The sequence below is a fragment of the Methylobacterium sp. Leaf456 genome, assembly GCF_001425465.1.
In the GTDB taxonomy this organism is placed as follows: domain Bacteria; phylum Pseudomonadota; class Alphaproteobacteria; order Rhizobiales; family Beijerinckiaceae; genus Methylobacterium.
In genome coordinates this window covers 192,323-210,762 of the sequence record NZ_LMQV01000023.1, presented here as the reverse complement: position 1 = coordinate 210,762, position 18,440 = coordinate 192,323, and the positions used below count along the sequence as shown (strand labels likewise).

General features: G+C 69.8%; 20 protein-coding genes, 1 tRNA gene and 1 other RNA gene. 14 read left to right on the top strand and 8 right to left on the bottom strand.

Going from position 1 to position 18,440, the window contains the following annotated elements; translation table 11 throughout:
• Positions 1–127: 127 nt before the first annotated feature.
• The 3 genes from ASG52_RS14545 to gap all read right to left on the bottom strand — a co-directional run bounded on the left by ASG52_RS14545 (position 128) and on the right by gap (position 2,922).
• Complete coding sequence (locus ASG52_RS14545; protein ID WP_056244374.1) at positions 128–1,330, bottom strand: phosphoglycerate kinase; 1,203 nt, start codon at positions 1,328–1,330, stop codon at positions 128–130.
• Positions 1,331–1,337: 7 nt separating this feature from the next.
• Positions 1,338–1,817 carry a hypothetical protein gene (locus ASG52_RS14540; protein ID WP_056244371.1) on the bottom strand — a complete coding sequence of 160 codons (480 nt, stop codon included), beginning with the start codon at positions 1,815–1,817 and terminating at the stop codon, positions 1,338–1,340.
• 97 nt (positions 1,818–1,914) lie between these two features.
• The gene (gene gap, locus ASG52_RS14535; protein ID WP_056244368.1) at positions 1,915–2,922 is read right to left on the bottom strand and encodes a type I glyceraldehyde-3-phosphate dehydrogenase; all 1,008 of its coding nucleotides are present in this window, start codon (positions 2,920–2,922) and stop codon (positions 1,915–1,917) included.
• A 356-nt stretch (positions 2,923–3,278) separates the two neighbouring features.
• Here gap and ASG52_RS14530 point away from each other — a divergent pair, with 356 nt between their 5' ends.
• From ASG52_RS14530 to ASG52_RS14515, 5 genes are all read left to right on the top strand, one after another.
• Positions 3,279–3,578: a DUF4164 domain-containing protein gene (locus ASG52_RS14530; protein ID WP_056244367.1), complete on the top strand. Its 300-nt coding sequence runs from the start codon at positions 3,279–3,281 to the stop codon at positions 3,576–3,578.
• Between the two features lie 80 nt (positions 3,579–3,658).
• Complete coding sequence (locus ASG52_RS14525; protein ID WP_056244364.1) at positions 3,659–3,994, top strand: cell division protein ZapA; 336 nt, start codon at positions 3,659–3,661, stop codon at positions 3,992–3,994.
• Positions 3,995–4,096: 102 nt separating this feature from the next.
• Positions 4,097–4,253, top strand: a non-coding RNA gene (gene ssrS / locus ASG52_RS26430) — 6S RNA.
• Positions 4,243–4,836 (top strand): 5-formyltetrahydrofolate cyclo-ligase, encoded by a 594-nt coding sequence (locus ASG52_RS14520; protein WP_056244361.1) that lies wholly within the window; start codon positions 4,243–4,245, stop codon positions 4,834–4,836. Before ssrS ends, ASG52_RS14520 begins: the two co-directional genes overlap by 11 nt.
• 10 nt (positions 4,837–4,846) lie before the next feature.
• Positions 4,847–5,668 carry a TIGR00282 family metallophosphoesterase gene (locus ASG52_RS14515; RefSeq protein ID WP_056244357.1) on the top strand — a complete coding sequence of 274 codons (822 nt, stop codon included), beginning with the start codon at positions 4,847–4,849 and terminating at the stop codon, positions 5,666–5,668.
• A gap of 207 nt (positions 5,669–5,875) precedes the next feature.
• Here ASG52_RS14515 and ASG52_RS14510 read toward each other — a convergent pair whose 3' ends face one another.
• Positions 5,876–7,294: an FAD-binding oxidoreductase gene (locus tag ASG52_RS14510; RefSeq protein WP_056244355.1), complete on the bottom strand. Its 1,419-nt coding sequence runs from the start codon at positions 7,292–7,294 to the stop codon at positions 5,876–5,878.
• Positions 7,295–7,722: 428 nt separating this feature from the next.
• On the opposite strand from ASG52_RS14510, the gene ASG52_RS14505 reads away from it, so the two are divergent.
• Together ASG52_RS14505 and ASG52_RS14500 are read left to right on the top strand one after the other, a co-directional pair.
• On the top strand, positions 7,723–8,709 hold the full coding sequence (locus ASG52_RS14505; protein WP_056244739.1) for a MotA/TolQ/ExbB proton channel family protein: 987 nt from the start codon (positions 7,723–7,725) through the stop codon (positions 8,707–8,709).
• Positions 8,709–9,722, top strand: coding sequence for a peptidoglycan -binding protein (locus ASG52_RS14500; RefSeq protein WP_056244349.1), 1,014 nt, complete (start codon positions 8,709–8,711; stop codon positions 9,720–9,722). The genes ASG52_RS14505 and ASG52_RS14500 overlap by 1 nt, the downstream gene beginning before the upstream one ends.
• Before the next feature lie 232 nt (positions 9,723–9,954).
• Here ASG52_RS14500 and ASG52_RS14495 read toward each other — a convergent pair whose 3' ends face one another.
• The gene (locus tag ASG52_RS14495) at positions 9,955–10,380 is read right to left on the bottom strand and encodes a DUF2147 domain-containing protein (protein WP_056244347.1); all 426 of its coding nucleotides are present in this window, start codon (positions 10,378–10,380) and stop codon (positions 9,955–9,957) included.
• Between the two features lie 191 nt (positions 10,381–10,571).
• Between ASG52_RS14495 and rfbC the strand changes: the two genes are divergently transcribed.
• The 6 genes from rfbC (at position 10,572) to ASG52_RS14465 (ending at position 15,818) form a co-directional block, all read left to right on the top strand.
• On the top strand, positions 10,572–11,123 hold the full coding sequence (gene rfbC / locus ASG52_RS14490; protein WP_056244342.1) for a dTDP-4-dehydrorhamnose 3,5-epimerase: 552 nt from the start codon (positions 10,572–10,574) through the stop codon (positions 11,121–11,123).
• A 37-nt stretch (positions 11,124–11,160) separates the two neighbouring features.
• On the top strand, positions 11,161–12,210 hold the full coding sequence (rfbB, locus tag ASG52_RS14485) for a dTDP-glucose 4,6-dehydratase (protein WP_056244340.1): 1,050 nt from the start codon (positions 11,161–11,163) through the stop codon (positions 12,208–12,210).
• An 8-nt stretch (positions 12,211–12,218) separates the two neighbouring features.
• A complete protein-coding gene (gene rfbD, locus ASG52_RS14480; RefSeq protein WP_056244337.1) occupies positions 12,219–13,103 on the top strand; it encodes a dTDP-4-dehydrorhamnose reductase in 885 nt (294 codons plus the stop codon).
• Positions 13,104–13,120: 17 nt separating this feature from the next.
• Entirely contained in the window at positions 13,121–14,011 is an 891-nt protein-coding gene (gene rfbA, locus ASG52_RS14475) for a glucose-1-phosphate thymidylyltransferase RfbA (protein WP_056244334.1), read from the top strand.
• Positions 14,012–14,268: 257 nt separating this feature from the next.
• Positions 14,269–15,333 carry a spore photoproduct lyase family protein gene (locus ASG52_RS14470; protein ID WP_056244332.1) on the top strand — a complete coding sequence of 355 codons (1,065 nt, stop codon included), beginning with the start codon at positions 14,269–14,271 and terminating at the stop codon, positions 15,331–15,333.
• A gap of 20 nt (positions 15,334–15,353) precedes the next feature.
• The gene (locus ASG52_RS14465) at positions 15,354–15,818 is read left to right on the top strand and encodes a nucleoside deaminase (protein WP_056244329.1); all 465 of its coding nucleotides are present in this window, start codon (positions 15,354–15,356) and stop codon (positions 15,816–15,818) included.
• A 43-nt stretch (positions 15,819–15,861) separates the two neighbouring features.
• Here the strand turns inward: ASG52_RS14465 and ASG52_RS14460 are convergent, their stop codons facing one another.
• Positions 15,862–16,173 (bottom strand): ETC complex I subunit, encoded by a 312-nt coding sequence (locus tag ASG52_RS14460; RefSeq protein ID WP_056244327.1) that lies wholly within the window; start codon positions 16,171–16,173, stop codon positions 15,862–15,864.
• 28 nt (positions 16,174–16,201) lie between these two features.
• Positions 16,202–16,278, bottom strand: a tRNA-Pro gene (locus ASG52_RS14455).
• A gap of 187 nt (positions 16,279–16,465) precedes the next feature.
• Between ASG52_RS14455 and ASG52_RS14450 the strand changes: the two genes are divergently transcribed.
• A complete protein-coding gene (locus ASG52_RS14450; protein ID WP_056244325.1) occupies positions 16,466–17,173 on the top strand; it encodes a glutathione binding-like protein in 708 nt (235 codons plus the stop codon).
• A 399-nt stretch (positions 17,174–17,572) separates the two neighbouring features.
• On the opposite strand, the gene ASG52_RS14445 is transcribed toward ASG52_RS14450, so the two are convergent.
• A complete protein-coding gene (locus tag ASG52_RS14445) occupies positions 17,573–18,439 on the bottom strand; it encodes an NAD(P)-dependent oxidoreductase (RefSeq protein ID WP_056244322.1) in 867 nt (288 codons plus the stop codon).
• Between the last annotated feature and the right edge of the window lies 1 nt (position 18,440).

Sequence of the window (18,440 nt, the reverse complement as noted above, 5' to 3'; positions counted from 1 at the left end):
TCCCTTTCGGGCGTATATAGACGCGTCCGTGCGGTCAGGCTGCGCGCGGGCGCGAAAAACTTGAGTGTAAATCCCGTTTCCGTAGCAAGCCCTCACCCGCGGAGCGGGGAGGGTTACGTGTGCGGTGTCAGCCCTTTGCCCGCAGCGCCTCGACGCCGGGCAGCTCCTTGCCTTCCAGCCATTCGAGGAAGGCGCCGCCCGCGGTCGAGACGTAGGAGAACGCCTCGCCCACGCCCGCGTGGTTGAGGGCCGCCACTGTGTCGCCGCCGCCGGCCACGCTGACGAGCTGGCCGGCCTTGGTGCGGGCCGCCGCGTGTTGCGCCACCGCGACCGTGCCCGTGTCGAACGGGGTCAGCTCGAAGGCGCCGAGCGGGCCGTTCCAGACCAGCGTGCGGGCCTCGTCGATGGCGCCGTCGATGGTGGCCATGGAGGCGGCGCCGACATCGAGGATCATCGCGTCCGAGGGCACGGCATCGACCGGCACCGTCTCGTTCTCGGCATTCGCCTTGAACTCGCGCGCCACCAGCGCGTCGGCGGGCAGGATGATGGTGCAGTTCTTCTCCTTGGCAGCGGCCAGGATGCGCCGGGCGGTCTCGGCCAGATCCTTCTCGCACAGCGACTTGCCGACATCTTTCCCTTGCGCGTGCAGGAAGGTGTTGGCCATGCCGCCGCCGATCACCAGCATGTCGACCTTGGCGACGAGGTTTTCCAGAAGGTCGATTTTGGTCGAGACCTTGGCGCCGCCGACGATGGCGATGACCGGGCGCGCGGGGGACTCGAGGCCCTTGGTCAGGGCGTCGAGTTCGGCCTGCATTAGGCGCCCGGCATAGGCCGGCAGCACGCGGGCGAGGCCTTCGGTCGAGGCGTGGGCGCGGTGGGCCGCCGAGAACGCCTCGTTGACGTAGAGGTCACCGTTGGCGGCGAGCGCCTGGGTGAAGTCGGGATCGTTCTTCTCTTCACCGGCGTGGTAGCGGGTGTTTTCGAGAAGAAGTACGTCGCCGTCCTTCAGGGCATCGACGGCCTTCGCCGCGGCCTCGCCGACGCAATCCTCGCCGAAGGCGACCGGCTTGCCGACCTTTTCCGAGAGCGTCGCCAGGATGGGCTTGAGCGAATCCTTCGGGTCCGGCTTGCCCTTCGGGCGGCCGAAATGCGCGAGCAGGATCACCTTGCCGCCTTGGTCGGCGATCTCGCGGATCGTCGGCACCACCCGCTCGATGCGGGTCGCGTCGGTGACGCGGCCTGCGTCCATCGGCACGTTGAGATCCACGCGCAGGAGCACGCGCTTGCCCTGGAGCGGGCCGGCATCGTCGAGGGTGCGGAAATCGGGCATGGCGCTCTTACGGGTTGGTCGTGGTGGTCTGCGGCTGGCCGCCGAGGCTCGGCGGGAGCAGCTTGTCGAGGTTCGCCCGCTGCACCGCGACCATCAGGGCCACGGTCAGGACGGCGGTGATGAGAGCGGTGAGCACCAGGGCGCCGGTGCCGGGCAGCCGGTTGATGCGGTCGGCCATGCCGCGGACTTCGCTGCGCAGCGAGGCGAGGTCGGCCTGGCGCGCGGCCTCGTTCATGCGGGAGGAGGCGTTCTCGACCTTGTCCTCGACGCGCGACAGCAGCGCCTCGGAGCGGGCGTACTTGTCCTCGATGCGCGCCGCCTTGTCCTCGATGCGGGCGAGCTGGTCGGAATGGTTGACCGGCGCGGCGGCCGAAAGGTCCGCCTTGGCAAGGGAGGGCGCCGGGGCCGGCGCGGGCGCAGCAGGGACCGGCGGAGTGGTCGGGATGAAGTCGGTCCCGGACGACTTGGTCGGCGAGGTCTCGGTCATCGCGTGCACACCATATCTGTCAGCGAGGGCTAAGCCCCGGTCATGCGTGAGGCGGCCGGCACAAGCCAGCCGCCTCGTCTCGGGCTGATCTAGGCGATCAGATCAGCTTGGCCATGGCGACGGCGGTGTCGGCCATGCGGTTCGAAAAACCCCACTCGTTGTCGTACCAGGACAGGATGCGCACGAAGGTGCCGTCCATGACCTTGGTCTGGTCGAGATGGAACGTGGACGAGTGCGGATCGTGGTTGAAGTCGATCGACACGTTCGGCCGGTCGGTGACGCCGAGCACGCCCTTGAGCGGGCCGGCGGCGGCGGCCTTGATCGCCTCGTTGATCTCCTCGACCGAGGTCGCGCGCTTGGCGGTGAACACGAGATCGACCGCCGAGACGTTCGGGGTCGGCACGCGGATCGCGGTGCCGTCGAGCTTGCCCTTCAGCTCCGGCAGGACGAGGCCGACGGCCTTGGCTGCGCCCGTCGAGGTCGGAATCATCGAGAGCGCCGCGGCGCGGGCCCGGTACAGATCCTTGTGCATCTGGTCGAGCGAGGGCTGGTCGTTGGTGTAGGAGTGGATCGTCGTCATGAAGCCGCGCTCGATGCCGACGGTCTCGTTGAGCACCTTGGCGACGGGGGCGAGGCAGTTGGTGGTGCAGGAGGCGTTGGAGACTACGAGGTGCTCGGCGGTCAGGCCGTCGTGATTGACGCCGTAGACGACGGTGAGATCGGCGCCGTCGGCGGGCGCCGAGACGAGGACGCGCTTGGCGCCGGCGTCGAGATGGGCCTTGGCCTTGTCCTTCGAGGTGAAGATGCCGGTGCATTCGAGCGCGACGTCGACGCCGAGATCGCGGTGCGGCAGCTCGGCCGGATTGCGCACGGCGGTCACGCGGATGCGCTTGCCGTTGATCACGATGGCGTCGCCCTCGACCGCGACCTCGGCCGGGAAGCGGCCGTGGACGGAATCGTAGCGCAGCAGGTGGGCGTTGGTCTCCACGGGCCCGAGATCGTTGATCGCCACGACCTCGATGTCGGTGCGGCCGGCCTCGACGATGGCGCGCAGCACGTTGCGGCCGATGCGGCCGAAGCCGTTGATGGCAACCTTGACGGTCACGGCGTGACTCCTTGGGATTGGGGCGCGCCTTCGCGCCGACGGGGAAGCGGGGATGCGGCGGACGATTGCCGGACCGGTCCAAGCGGGGCCGCACTGAACCTCGGATGAACCGCGACACGACCCGCGCTCGTCCGGACGGCGGACGGTCTGCGCGGGGAGCCGGAGAGAGGCAAGGTCGGGTTTCCGGTGGGCGGCGGCGCGCGGAGGGCGCGCGAGGGGCCGGACGCGGGCTCTCTAACATGGCCGTGGGGGCTGTCAAAGATCGTGGGTGCAACGGCGAACAGGCTGGAATTTCGAATGCGCTTGGCTGAAACCTCTTGAAGCGGAGCGCGGCGGGGAAGGATCGATTCAGCAATATGGCGAAGGCGGGTGAGAGGGCGGCGATCCCGCTTGAGGAAGCGATCGGCCGGCTCGATGCGGCCCTGGCGCTGTTGGAGACGGCGGTGGCGCGGCGCCTGGAGGCGGAGCGCAGCCGCGGCGACCGCGAGACCGAGTTCGCCCTGCTGGAGGAGGACCGGGCGCGGCTCGCGGCCGAACTCGACGCCGCGGGCGCCCGGCTCGCGCGGATGAACGTCACCACCGGCGAGGTCGGGCGCCGCCTCGATCGCGCCATCGAGACCGTCAAGGATGTCCTGTCCGGCCCGTCCGGCTCTTAATCTCTTCGTGGTCGCACGATGATTTCGGAAAACCGGCGCCACTTTTCCGCATCGTGCTCAGAGACGAAAGTACGCGTCCCATGCCCCATGTCAGCGTCACCATCGCGGGCAAGAGCTACCGGATGGCCTGCGCCGAGGGCGAGGAGAGTCATCTCGAAGCGCTGGCAGACGACCTCGACAAGCGGGTCGCCGACATGCGCGGGGCCTTCGGCGAGATTGGCGACATGCGCCTCCAGGTCATGGCGGCCCTGACGCTGGTCGATGAGTTGCAGGAGGCGCGCCGCCGCCTCGCCGACATGGAGCGCGACGCCGCCCGCGAGGCCGGCGAGCAGGCCCGCCTCGCCGCGGGTGTGGGCGTCGCTGCCGAGCGGATCGACCGGCTGGCGCGGGCCCTGTCGGGGCATTCGGGGGGCTGACGCGCCAGACGCACGCGTCAAACGAAGCCGACATCGGATTTCTTCGCACCTCGCGGCATTCGGCCCCTGGCGCCACGGCCCCGGCCCGGCTACATCTCGTGGGCGGGGCTGCAGAGTTCGCCAGGAGAACTTTCCCCGGGGCCTTATCGACTCCCTAGGGAGCTGTTCCTGGCCTCGTCCGTGGACTTGGCCAACACGGCGCCCACCTACACCGTAGGTTTCCCGGGATCGACACTCCGACGGCTCAGGTGGCTCCGCACTCCTCCCCCCTTCGCGCCCACAAGGCGCAACTGCGCGCCGAGGTTCTGGCCCGGCGCGACGCGCTCTCCCCCGAGGCCCGCGCCGCCGGCGCGCAGGCCGTGGCCGAGACCATCGTCCGGGAAATCCCCGAATTGGCTGCGGCGCCGCTCGTCGGCGCCTTCTGGCCGATCCGCAGCGAGATCGATCCGCGTCCGCTGATCGAGCGGCTGTTCGCCCGCGGCCAGCGCGTGGCCTTGCCGAAGGTGACGGAGCAAGGCCTCGTCTTCCGCGAGTGGCGGGCCGGTGAGGAACTATTTCAGGGCCGCTTCGGCCTGTCCGAGCCGCGCGACGACCTGCCTCCGCTCGATCCGACCGCCCTGATCGTGCCGCTCGCGGCCTTCGATCGGGCCGGCCAGCGCATCGGCTACGGCGCGGGCTACTACGATCAGGCGATCGAGCGGCTGTCGAAGAACGGGCCGGTGCTGACCGTCGGCATCGCCTTCTCGGTGCAGGAAATCGCGCAAGTCCCGGCCGAGCCGCACGACCGGCCCCTCGACCACATGGTCACCGAGCAGGGCCTCGTGCCGCTTCGGCAAGCCTGAGCCTCCCAGAATGCGCATCCTCTTCCTCGGCGACATCGTCGGACGCCCCGGCCGTTACGCGGTGACCGAGCGGCTGCCGTCCTTACGCGAGCGCTGGCGGCTCGATTGCGTCGTCATCAACGGCGAGAACGCGGCCGGCGGCTTCGGCATCACCGAATCGATCTGCGACGAGATCCTCCAGGCCGGCGCCGACGCGGTGACACTCGGCAACCACTCCTTCGACCAGCGCGAGGCCCTCGTCTTCATCGCCCGCCAGCCGCGGCTGATCCGGCCCGCGAACTACCCGCCGGGCACGCCGGGCCGGGGCGCCACGGTGATCGAGACTGCGCGGGGCGCCCGCGTCCTCGTCGTCAACGTGATGGGCCGCATCTATCTCGACCCGCTCGACGACCCCTTCACGGCGGCCGACCGCGAGCTGGAGGCCTGCCCGCTCGGCGCCGCGGCGGACGCCGTGATCGTCGACATGCACGCGGAAGCCACCAGCGAGAAGCAGGCGATGGGCCACTTCCTCGACGGCCGCGCGAGCCTCGTCGTCGGCACCCACACCCACGCGCCGACCGCCGACCATCGCGTCCTGCCCCACGGCACCGCCTACCTCTCGGATGCCGGCATGTGCGGCGACTACGATTCGGTGCTCGGCATGCAGAAGGAGGAGCCGGTGCGCCGCTTCCTCCAGAAGACGCCGGGCTCCCGCCTGGAAACCGCCACCGGCCCCGGCACGCTGTGCGGCGTCGCCGTCGAGACCGACGATGCGACGGGGCTGGCCAAGAAGGTCTGGGCGGTGCGGCTCGGGCCGCATCTGGAGGAGAGCTGGCCGCGGGAGTGGGATTAGGTTCGAGACCCGTTCGGCTCGAGCGTGCGGACGCCCGCTGAGGGTGGGACGCTGCGATTCAGCGCTCCCCGGCTGGATGCCGGGCTCCGGCCCAACGCCGTCTTGCTGGCGGGAATAATCTGACTCGAAAAGGGGACCGTCGGGCCGCGTTTGCCGGCGACCTGCAGGCGCAGGCCGAAGCGTACGACGTGACGTCCGGCGGACCGGTCAGGTCATCGCACCGGCGTTCATCAGCCCGGCCGGATCGACCGCGCGCTTGACGGCGGCGAGGAGATCCAGGCGGACCGCGTCGCCGTAGCGGCCGAGCAGGTCGCGCTTGAAGCGGCCGATACCGTACTCGGCGCTGAAGCTGCCGCCGAGTTCGATCGCCACCGCGTAGACGGCGTGGGCGATGCCCTCTTCCACCTCTGCGGTGAAGGCGATCCGGTCGCGTCCCGCCGGCACCATCAGGTTGAAGTGGATGTTGCCGTCGCCGACATGGCCATAGAACGACAGGCGCGTGCCCGGTGCATGCTCGGCGACCACCGCGCCCGCCCGCGCCAGAAAGTCCGAGACGGCCGAGGTCGGAACCGCGATGTCGAGCTTCACCGAGCCGCCCGCGTGCTTCTCGGCCTCGGGAATCGTCTCGCGGATGGTCCACATCTCGCGCCGCTGCCGCTCCGACTGGGCGAGCACCGCGTCCTCGACATGGCCGGCCTCCATCAGCGCCTCGAGGGTGCCGAGCAGGATGTCCTCGAGCGGAATGCGCGGCGAGGATGCGGAGAGTTCGAGCAGCACCGCACCGCCGGGTCCGGCCGACAGACCGAGGTCGGCGCCGCGCATGGCGGCGACGAGCCCCAGCGACGAGGCCGAGATCAGCTCGAAGGTCGAGGCGAGATCGGCGGTCTCGCGCCGAACCAGAGCTGCGATCTCGGGGATCGGCGCGTCGGCCGCGAGCTGCATCCAGGCGGTGGCGCGCTGCGTCTGCGCCGGCCAGAGCTTGAGCACCACTCCGGTGACGATGCCCAGCGTGCCCTCGGCGCCGATGAAGAGCTGCTTGAGATCGTAGCCGATGTTGTTCTTGCGCAGCGTCCGCACGTCGGAGAACAACGATCCGTCCGGCAGGACGACTTCCAGGCCGAGCACGAGGTCGCGCGTCATGCCGTAGCGCAGCACCTGCAGCCCACCCGCATTGGTGCCGACGTTGCCGCCGAGGCGGCAGCTCCCCTCGGCGCCGAGGCTCAGCGGCAGCAAGCAGCCGTGGGCCTCCGCGGCGGCCTGCGCGTCGGCGAGGATCGTGCCGGCGTCGCAGGCCAGCGTGAAGCCCGTCGCGTCGACGGATCGGATGCGGCTCATCCGTTCGAGCGAGACGACGAGTTGCCCGCGTCCGGGCTCGGGCGTGGCGCCGCCGACATAGCCGGTGTTGCCGCCCTGGGGCACGAGGCCGAAGCCGTGGCGCGCCGCGAGGCGGACGATCTCCTGGACCTCCTCCGTCGAGCGCGGGCGCAGGACGCCCGGCGTCTGCCCCTGCATGAGCGCCCGCTGATCATGGGTGTAGCGGGTCAGGCTGGCCGCGTCGGTGACGACGCCGCCCTCGCCGAGCAGGTCGTGGAAGGGGGACAGGTCGGGCGACGGCGGGAATGACATCCGAGATCGATCGGCTCGTGACGAGAGTTGAAGGGCTCAAGCGCCGATGCCGGACCATCGGTGCTTCAGCTCGGCGGCACTCTATCCGGAGCTCTCGACACGGCAAGCGCGTCCATCCGGCTTCGTCGTCGATTCCCCCGCAGATGTCTCGACCACCCCGGCATAGTCGCGCTGAACCGATCGAGTGGATTGCCACCTTTTGACCCAGGAGGACGTCGAGCCCGCGGCCGCCGAGAGTCCGGATGGGCGCGCAAACGGCCCGCCGCGGGGTCAAGCCGACTGGATTGCGATCCGACCCCCTCGCGGCGCTCCAGGACCGAGACAGCGTCGTGACTTGATCGCGCACGGCCAAGCCGCCAGAGTGCCGCCGCTGATCCCCCGCGCGGTGCCCTCCTCCCGGCGCGGCCGCAAACACGAGCATGGACCCGATGGCGGCCCGTCCCGCGTCTTCCCCAGACAGCCCGCCGCTTGCCAAGCCCGGCATGACCATCGTCAGGATGCTGGTCTTCCTCGTGCTGGTCGGCTTCCTCGCCTTCGTCCTCTACCGGCAGATCACCCCGGCCTTCCTCGCCAATCCCGGCCTCAACGGGCTGATCCTCGGCGTGCTGCTGATCGCGGTGCTGCTGGCCTTCGGGCAGGTGACGCGGCTGTTTCGCGAGACGCGCTACGTCAACGCCGTCGCCGCCGGCGAGAAGCCCAAGGACCGGCCGGTGCTGCTGGCCCCGCTCGTGCCGGCGCTGGAGGCGCGGCGCGAGGGCGTGACGCTGACGGGCACCCGCGCGCTGCTCGACACCACCGCCGCGCGCCTCGACGAGGGCCGCGAAATCCTGCGCTACAGCGCCGGCATCCTGATCCTGCTGGGTCTCCTCGGCACGTTCTGGGGCCTGATCGAGACGCTGTCGGCGGTCGGCTCCGTGATCGGCGGAATGCGCGGCGGGGGCGACGCCGCGGTGATGTTCGATGAGCTGAAGAGCGGGCTCGCGGTGCCGCTGTCCGGCATCGGGTTGGCCTTCTCGGCCTCGCTGTTCGGCCTCGCCTCCTCGCTGGTGATCGGCTTCCTCGATCTCCAGGCGGGCCAAGCCCAGGCGCGCTTCCACAACGAGTTGGAGGATTGGCTGATCTCCGGCGAGGAGCAGGCGGTGGTCTCCGCCGCGCGGCCCGCGCCCGCGCACGACCCGGCGGTCGCCCGCGAGCTTCAGGCGGCGGTCGAGCGCCTGAGCGGCGTCATCGCCGAGGGCGGCGGCGGGCGGGCCGCGACCCAGGCGATGACCAACCTCGCCGAGGGCATCCAGGGTCTCGTCCAGCACATGCGCGCCGAGCAGCAGATGATCCGCGACTGGGTCGAGGCCCAGGCCGCCCGCGAGCGCGAGTTGAAGCTGGTGCTGGACCGCATCGCCCGCGAAAAGGCGGAGTGATGGCCTCCCGGCGCCTCCGCGCGCATCGCGGCCTCAACGTCTGGCCGGGCTACGTCGATGCCCTGGCCACGCTCCTGCTCGCCGTGGTGTTCCTGCTCACCGTCTTCGTGGTCGGACAGTTCTTCCTGTCGCAGGAGCTGACCGGGCGCGACGCGGTGCTGACCCGCCTCAACCGTCAGATCGCCGACCTCACCGACCTGCTGGCGCTGGAGCGCTCCAGCCGCCGCGCCCAGGAGGAGGCGGTGGCGGGTATGCGCAACACCTTGACGGCGACGGAAGCCGAGCGCGACCGGCTCCAGGCGCTGGCCGACGCCGCGACCGCGGCTCAGGGCAAGAGCACGGACGTGGACGCGCAGCTCGCCGCCGAGCGCGGTGCCACCGCCCGCGCGCAGAATCAGGTGGAGTTGCTCAACGAGCAGATCCGGGCGCTGCGCCGCCAGCTCGCCGCGCTGGAGGACGCTCTGTCGGCCTCGGAATCGCGCGACCGCGAGAGTCAGGCCCGCATCGCCGAACTCGGCAGCCGCCTCAACGTGGCGCTCGCGCAAAGGGTGCAGGAACTCGCCCGCTACCGCTCCGACTTCTTCGGGCGCCTGCGCCAGATCGTCGGCGCGCGCTCGGACATCCGCATCGTCGGCGACCGCTTCGTGCTGCAATCCGAGGTGCTGTTCGCGGCGGGCTCGGCCTCGCTGAAACCCGAGGCCGGGCCGGAGATCGACCGGATCGCGGGCGCCATCCTTGACATCTCGAAGGAGATTCCCGCCGACATCCCGTGGGTGCTGCGGGTCGATGGCCACACCGACGCGCGGCCGATCCAGTCGCCGCAATTCCCCTCGAATTGGGCGCTCTCGGCGGCGCGCGCCATCGCGGTGGTTCAGTATCTGCGCAGCAAGGGGATCCCGCCGCAGCGCCTGCTGGCCGGCGCCTTCGGCGAGTTCCAGCCGCTCGATTCCGGCATGAGCGAGGAGGCTTATTCCCGCAACCGGCGCATCGAGATGAAGCTGACGGAGCGGTGATTTCGCTCGAGGTCGAGCCCGTCCGAGAGCCTGTCGGACCGGCTCATCCATTCGGCCCCCCTCATCCTGAGGTGCCGCGCCAGCGGCCTCGAAGGACGGCTCCAGGGATCGCGCGGCTGGTTGGAGCCCTCCCTCAAAGCTCCGCTTCGCTCCGCACCTCAGGATGAGGGGGGATGGAGGGGAGGTTCGGCTCCGCCTCGCAATGACGGGGCGGGACCAAAATCCCAGAAAATCACCGCATCCGGCGCCAGGTCTGGCGCTTGCAGATCACGCTGAGCACGCAGCCCGCGACCTCGACGGTGTCCGGGCCCTTGGGCGTAAGGCTGCCCGAATAGGTCTTGCCGTCCTTCGGGTTGTAAAGGCTGCCCTCGAACCCCTCCCCGCTCGGGGTGCCGGCCTGCATGATCTGCACGCCCACGAGTTTTCGCGTGCGCAGGGAGGCGTCCGGGTTCTGGCTGTCGAGGCCGGGGCCGGGGGTGGCCGCGATGGTGCCGCAATAGCCGCCCCCGCAGCGGGCGATCCGGACGGTCGAACCCGCCGTCTCGGTCTGCCACACGCCGGAGAGGTCGCCGGCCTTCTGCGCGAGGGCCGAGCCAGTGGACGACGCGACGAGCAGGGCGGCGAGCGCGGTTCGGCGGAGGGAAACGAGCGCGACCATCGTGAGCGGAACTCCGGATGAGGCCACGGGGGGCGGCCGGGGCGGCAGCGGTATGGCCGCCGCCGCCCCGGCGCAACCCCTGCCGCCGCGCACGATTTTTCGAGGGCGCCGCCTTGACTTCGCCGCCTTGGGCCGTCTCAAGCGGCCCCAATCGCCCGCCATGCGGGCCGGCCGCTTTGGGAACGGATCGAATGCAGGTGATCGACACGGAGATCCCGGCGGTCAAGCGGGTGGTCCCGAAGCGCCACGGCGACGACCGCGGCTGGTTCTCGGAAGTGTTCCGAGCCGACGTGCTGGCGCAGGCCGGCATCGCCAACGTCTTCATCCAGGACAACCAGTCGTTCTCGGCGCCGCAAGGCACCGTGCGCGGCCTGCACTTCCAGACGGCTCCGGCGGCGCAGGCCAAGCTGATCCGGGTGCTCGCCGGCGCGATCCTCGATGTCGCCGTCGATCTCCGCTCTGAGTCGCCGAGCTACGGCCGATACGTCGCCGTGCGCCTCGATGCGCAAGGCGGCGAGCAGCTCTTCGTGCCGGCCGGCTTCGCCCACGGCTTCTGCACCCTGGAGCCGAACACGATGGTGGCCTACAAGGTCGACGCCTATTACAGCCCGTCCGACGACCGCAACTTGCGCTGGAACGATCCCGCCATCGGCATCGACTGGCCGGTGACCGAGGCCGAGGCGACCGTGTCGGGCAAGGATAAGACGGCGCCGCTGCTGGCCGATCTCGGCCGCGTGTTCTGACGCCGCTCACTGACGAAATCGACGGAGACTTCTCGCGATGCGCATTCTGGTGACCGGCGGCTGCGGCTTCATCGGCTCCGCGCTGGTGCTGCACCTCGTGCAGGACCTCGGCCACGAGGTGCTGACCCTCGACGCGCTGACCTATGCGGCCAACCCGATCTCGCTCGATCCCCTGAAGGACGATCCGCGCCATCGCCTGGAGCAGGCCGACATCTGCGATCCGGCCCGCGTCCACGCCCTCTACGCCGAGTTCAAGCCGGAGGCCGTGATGCATTTGGCCGCCGAGAGCCACGTCGATCGCTCGATCACCGATCCGGGCGCGTTCGTGCGCACCAACGTCATCGGCACCCAGGTGATGCTCGACGGCGCCCGCACCCACTGGGAGAGCCTGGAGGGCGAGGCGAAGACGAATTTCAGGTTCCTCCACGTCTCGACCGACGAGGTCTACGGCTCGCTGCCGCCCAACGGGTTCTTCACCGAGGAGAGCCGCTACGATCCCCGCTCGCCCTACTCGGCCTCGAAGGCCGCCTCCGACCACCTCGCCCGGGCGTGGCACGAGACCTACGGCCTGCCGGTGCTGGTGACGAACTGCTCGAACAATTACGGGCCGCGCCACTTCCCCGAAAAGCTGATCCCGCTGATGATCCTGGCCGCGCTCGACGGCAAGAACCTGCCGGTCTACGGCGACGGCATGAACGAGCGCGACTGGATCCATGTCGAGGATCACGCCCGCGGCCTCGTTGCGGTGCTGGAGCGGGGTCGGCTGGGCGAGACCTACCTGCTCGGCGGGCGCGCGGTGCGCAACAACCTCGCCGTGGTGAAGGCGCTGTGCGCCGCCTTCGATCGGGTGCGGCCGGAGCACGGCCCGCACGAGCGGCTGATCACCTTTGTCGCCGACCGCCCCGGCCATGACCGGCGCTATGCCATCGACCCGACCAAGGCCGAGCGCGAAGTCGGCTGGGCGCCGACCAAGGTGTTCGAGGAAGCCCTGGTCGAGACCGTGCAATGGTATCTCGACAACGAATCGTGGTGGCGCCCGATCCGCGAGGGCCGCTATTCCGGCGAGCGCCTCGGCCTCGCGAAGTAGGCCGCCCGATGGATATCCTCATCCTCGGCGGCGCCGGGCAGGTCGGCACCGAACTCCAGGCCTATCCGTGGCCGGAGGGCGTGCGGGTGCACGCCCCCGACCGCCGGAGCCTCGACATCACCGACGAGGCGGCGGTCGCCGCCGCGCTCGATGCCCGCGCCTACGCCGCGGTGATCGTGCCGGCGGCCTACACCGCGGTCGACAAGGCAGAGAGCGAGGTGGCCGCCGCATGGCGCCTCAACGCGCTGGCGCCCGCGATCCTCGCCGCGGAGACCAAGCGACGAAATATTCCGCTGATCCACGTCTCGACCGATTACGTGTTCGAGGGCACCGGCGAGGGCTTCTACGCCCCCGACGATCCTGTGAACCCGACAAGCGTCTACGGCGCCAGCAAGGCCGCGGGCGAGATGGCGGTCCGCACCGGCAACCCGCGCCATGCGATCGTCCGCACCGCCTGGGTGGTCAGCCCGCACCGGGGCAACTTCGTCAAGACGATGCTGCGGCTCGCGGGCGAGCGGGACAAACTCACGGTGGTGGACGACCAGCACGGCTGCCCGACTTCCGCCGCCGACCTCGCGGGCGCGCTGGCCGTCATCGCCCTGCGGCTCGCGCAGGACGCGGCGGCGCCGACCGGCACCTTCCACTTCGTCAACGACGGTGCCACCACGTGGTGCGGCTTCGCCCGCGCCATCGTCGAGGGCTCGGCCAAGCGCGGCGGGCGCAGCATTCCGGTCGAGGGCATCCCGACCTCCGCCTACCCGACCCCGGCCCGGCGCCCGGCCAATTCGCGGCTCTCGACGCAGAGCCTCACCGACGCCTACGGGATCGCGCCGCGGCCCTGGACCGTGGCGCTCGACGACATCCTCGACCGTCTGGTCGGGCCGGCGCACTGAACGATAGGGTTATTCCGATGAAGGGCATCGTGCTCGCCGGCGGCTCCGGCACCCGGCTCCACCCGGCCACGCTGGCGATCAACAAGCAGTTGCTGCCGGTCTACGACAAGCCGATGATCTACTACCCGATCTCGGTGCTGATGCTCGCCGGCATCCGCGAGATCCTGATCATCTCCAGCCCCGAGCACCTCGGCAACTACCAGCGCCTGCTCGGCACCGGCGAGCAGTTCGGCGTCACCTTCACCTACGCGGTGCAGCCGCGGCCGGAGGGGCTGGCCCAGGCCTTCATCATCGGCCGCGACTTCGTCGGCACGGACGACGTGGCTTTGGTGCTCGGCGACAACCTGTTCTTCGGCAACGGCATGAGCGCGCTGCTCGGCAAGGCGCGCGCGCGGAAGTCGGGTGCCACGGTGTTCGCCTACCACGTCGATCACCCGGAGGCCTACGGCGTCGTCACCCTCGACGACGAGGGCCGCCCGATCCGCCTCGTGGAGAAGCCCAAGACCCCCGAGAGCCCCTGGGCGGTCACCGGCCTGTACTTCTACGACAATCAGGTGCTCGACATCGCCGCCGAGGTGAAGCCCTCCGAGCGCGGCGAGTTGGAGATCACGAGCGTCAATCAGGCCTATCTGGAGCGCGGCCAGCTCCACGTGGAGCGGATGAGCCGCGGCTACGCGTGGCTCGACACCGGCACCCACGACAGCCTGCTGGAGGCCGCCGAATTCGTGCGCGTGCTCCAGCACCGCCAGGGCCTCCAGGTCGCCTGCCTCGAAGAGATCGCCTATCTCCAGGGCTTCATCAGCAAGGAGCAGCTCCAGGCCCGCGGCGAGCTGTTCGCCAAGACCCATTACGGCCAGAACCTGCTGCGGCTGGCCCGCGAGGGACGGCGCGTCGATCAGGCGTTTTGATTTTCTTTTTTACGCAGCGCTCGTCGAACTACTTCATCCCACCCATCCCCCTCATCCTGAGGTGCCCGCCGCAGGCGGGCCTCGAAGGAGGGCTCCAGCCAGCCGCGCGATTCGCTGGAGCCCTCCTTCGAGGCTCCGCTTCGCTCCGCACCTCAGGATGAGGGGATGGGTGGGAAAGGCCGGCGCGAAGGGTTGCGCCCAACAAGCCATTCGCCGCAGCCCGCGCCGCGCGGCACTCCGCGCGCCATATCCGGCCCATGGCCGCACCCGCGCTCCTCGACATCGACCGCATCTTCCTCGAACCGGCCGTGGCGGATTTTCCGCGCGGTCGCGAGATTCTCGCGCGCTTCCCCGACGCGACGCGCATCGAAGTCCCCTCGCACTGGAACATCCCCTCGCTCCACGGCAACGCCGGCTCGGTCGAGGATTGGGTGCGGATCAAGCGCTCGACGCTGGTGCTCGGCGTCAAGAAGGGGCTCGCGATGCGCCCCAACGGGCGCTCGGCCCACTTCATCGCACCGTCGATCTCGAACGGCTGCGCCATGGCCTGCGCCTATTGCTACGTGCCGCGTCGCAAGGGTTTTTCGAACCCGATCTCGCTGTTCGTGAACGTCGAGGCGGTGGCCGCCGCCATCACCCGCCACGCCGCCAAGCAGGGGCCGCTGCCCCAGCCCGATCAGGTCGATGACGCGGCCTGGGTCTACGATCTCGGCGAGAACGGCGACCTCTCGGTCGATGCCATGCTCTGCGACAACGTCCGCGACCTCGTCGCCCTGTTCCGGGCCCTACCGAACGCCAAGGCGTCGTTCGCCACAAAATGGGTCAATCGCGACCTGCTCGACTACGACCCGCGAGGGCGCACCCGCATCCGCTTCTCGCTGATGCCGGCGCGGATCGCCAAGATCGTCGATGTCCGCACCGCGCCGATCCCGGAGCGGATCGCCGCGATCGATGATTTTCTCGCCGCCGGCTACGAGGTCCACGTCAACTTCTCGCCGGTCATCCTCTACGAGGGCTGGGAGGCCGATTGGGCCGAGCTGTTCACCGAGATCGACGACCGGCTCTCGGACGCGGCCAAGGCCCAGCTCAAATGCGAGATCATCATGCTGACCCACAATGCGGGTCTGCACGCGGTCAATCTCGGCTGGCACCCGAAGGCCGAGGCGCTGCTGTGGCGCCCCGACATCCAGGAGGCCAAGCGCTCTGAGGGCGGGGGCGACAATCTGCGCTACCGCACCGGCTGGAAGGGCCAATGGCTCACCCGCTTCCGCGCGTTGCTCGCCGAGAGGCTGCCGTATTGCACGGTACGCTACGCCTTCTGATTCACGGCGAGGGACCAGGCATGAGCGAACACGAGACCTACCTGCGCGAGGCGGTCGAGATCGCGCGGGCGAACGTGGCGGAGGGAGGGCGGCCCTACGGTGCCGTGATCGTGCGCGGGGGCGAAGTGGTGGCGCGCGCCGCCAACGGCATCCATGTCAGCCACGATCCGACCGACCACGCCGAGATGGCGGCGCTCCGGGCGGCGAGCCGCAAGCTCGGCACGCCGAAGCTCGATGGCTGCATCGTCTACGCCAGCGGCCAGCCCTGCCCGATGTGCCACGCGGCGATGCGGCTCGCCGGGGTCGAGCGCGGCTACTACGCCTTCACCGCCGTGGAGGCCGAGGCCGAGGGGCTGTTGAGCGCCGGCATCTACGCAGAACTGTGCCGCCCGGCGGACGAGCAGCCGATGCGCGTCAATCACCTGCCGTTGCCGGACGAGGCGAGCCCGCTGCGGGTCTGGGGCGAGCGGCAGCGGGGCGGCTGACGCCCGGCTGAGGCGGGAAGGACCGAGCCTTCCCGCCGCGCGCTCAGTGCGTCCAGGGCGCGGTACGGTTGAACTTGAAATTGTCCGAGTAGGACAGGCCCTTGCGCAGCACCGGGGGCTTGGCCTCCTCGACCCGGTAGGCGATGCCCTGGGACTTCGCGTAGGACACCGCCTCCTCGGCGGTGTCGAATTCGAGCCGCACCTGCTGCAACATGTCGGACGAGCCGGTCCAGCCCATCAGCGGATCGGTCTCGCGCGGGGCGGTCTGGTCGAACTCCAACAGCCATTGCTTGGTGCGCGCGAGCCCGGACTGCGACGGGTCCTTGGCGGGGCGGTAGATGCGGGCGCTCGACATCGGACGGTGTGCGACTCCGGGAAGGGCATGGTCGGGGCGATAGGATTCGAACCTACGACCCTCTGCTCCCAAAGCAGATGCGCTACCAGACTGCGCTACACCCCGACACCCTGACGGGCCCGCTGGAGATACGACCTTAGGGGCGTTCCAGCAAGCGGCGGCGGCATGGGAAGCGCGGGCTGTCACCGATCCTCGTGCAGCGGACACGTCGCGGAACCGGCCGAGCTTGACCGGAGGCACCGCGGTTCCCACCTCGCCGCCACCGAACCCCGCTCAGATGCGAGGCACAACCATGATCGACCTGCACTACTGGCCGACCCCGAACGGCCACAAGGTGACGCTGGTTCTCGAAGAGACCGGCCTGCCCTACCGCATCCATCCGGTCGATATCGGCAAGGGCGCGCAATTCGAGCCGGCCTTCCTCAGAATCGCGCCGAACAACCGCATGCCGGCCATCGTCGATCACGAGCCCGCCGACGGCGGCGCCCCGGTCTCGCTGTTCGAGTCGGGCGCGATCCTGCTCTATCTCGCGGAAAAGACCGGCCGCTTCCTGCCGGGCGACCTGCGCGGCCGGGTCGAGACGCTGCAATGGCTGTTCTGGCAGATGGGCGGCCTCGGGCCGATGCTCGGCCAGAACCACCATTTCTCGCAGTATGCCCCCGAAAAAATCCCCTACGCGATCGACCGCTACGTCAAGGAGACCAACCGGCTCTACGGCGTGCTCGACCGACGGTTGGCCGACCGCACCTTTGTGGCGGGTGAGGACTACACCATCGCCGACATGGCGGCCTATCCCTGGATCGTGCCGTGGGAGAAGCAGGGCCAGAGCCTCGACGACCACCCGCACCTGAAGCGCTGGTTCGAGGCTATCGCCGAACGCCCGGCGACCAAGGCCGCCTACGCCAAGGCCAAGGAAGCCAACCCGAATTACGGCCAGCCGATGAGCGAGGACGCCAAGAAGGTGATGTTCGGCCAGGACGCAGCGAACACGAAGCGGTAGTCGCCGAAAAAGCCTGTGTCCTGCGTGCCACCATCGGGAAACGGTGCGCAGGGCACCCCGGCGACCGGGTTGTGCGCCCTGACACACGCCGCATAGTAATTGTGTTGAACGAACACCCTCCCGTCACGAAGGCCCTGCGGCTCACAGGGCTTACGGCGGCCTCGCCGACCGCCGTCAACCGAGTAGGCAGACGGGAAGGGGGTGAGCGATGTGCTGATGTTTCCGCTTCTGCGGATCACCGTTACGAAAAACCCGAGCGGTGAGTGGTCGATGACCATCACGCTCGGGCTCATCTGGTAGTTAGTTCAATAAGAGCGCCCGCAGGTAGCCGCCTGCGGGCGCTCACCCAGAATATGGAGTGCGCGCTCCGCGAATGCAATCAGCGCGCGCCGCCTGTGCTCACCGCCCGCTGCGCCGCGCCGCCACCGTGGCCAGCGCCGCGAAATCCCGGTCGCCGTCGCCATGGGCGATGGCGTCGAGGAGGTTGTCGCGCAGCACGCTGGCGAAGGGCATCGGCACGGCGGCTGCCTCGCCGGCTTCCAGCGCAAGGCGCACGTCCTTGAGGCCGAGCCGCAGGGTGAAGCCCGGCGGCTCGTAGCGACCCTCCATGATCATCGCGCCGTAATTCTTGTAGACCGGGGCGGCGAACAGCGTGCCGGTGAGCATCGCCAGCACGTCGGCGCCGGGGATGCCGTGGCCTTCCGAGAAGGCCGCGACCTCGCCCATCGTCTCAATCGCCGAGACGATCATGAAGTTGCCCGCGAGCTTGACCGCGTTGGCCTTCTCCGGCTCGGCCCCGAAGCGCCAGGTCTTGGTGCCCATGGCGTCGAACAGCGGCTGGACCCGTCCGATCGCCCCGTCCTCGCCCGCGGCGATGATGTTGAGCGCGCCGCTCGCCGCCGCATCCGGCCGGCCGAAGACCGGGGCGGAGACGTAAGCGACACCCGCCCGCTCGTGCACCGCGGCGAGTTCCTTGGCGAGCGCCACCGAGATCGTCGACATGCCGACATGCACCGCCGGGCGCGAAGCGCCGTCGAGCAGCCCGCCCTCGACGATCACGGCGCGGAGCGCCGCGTCGTCGGCCAGCATGGTGATGGCGGCGTCGCCCGAGAACGCTTCCGCGGCGCTGCCGACCGGCTCCGCCCCCTCGACGGCGCGGGCGGCCTCGGGCGAGCGGTTCCACACCCTGACCCGGTGGCCCGCCGCGACGAGCCGGGCCGCCATCGCCCGGCCCATGCGGCCGAGCCCGATGAATCCGACGTCCATA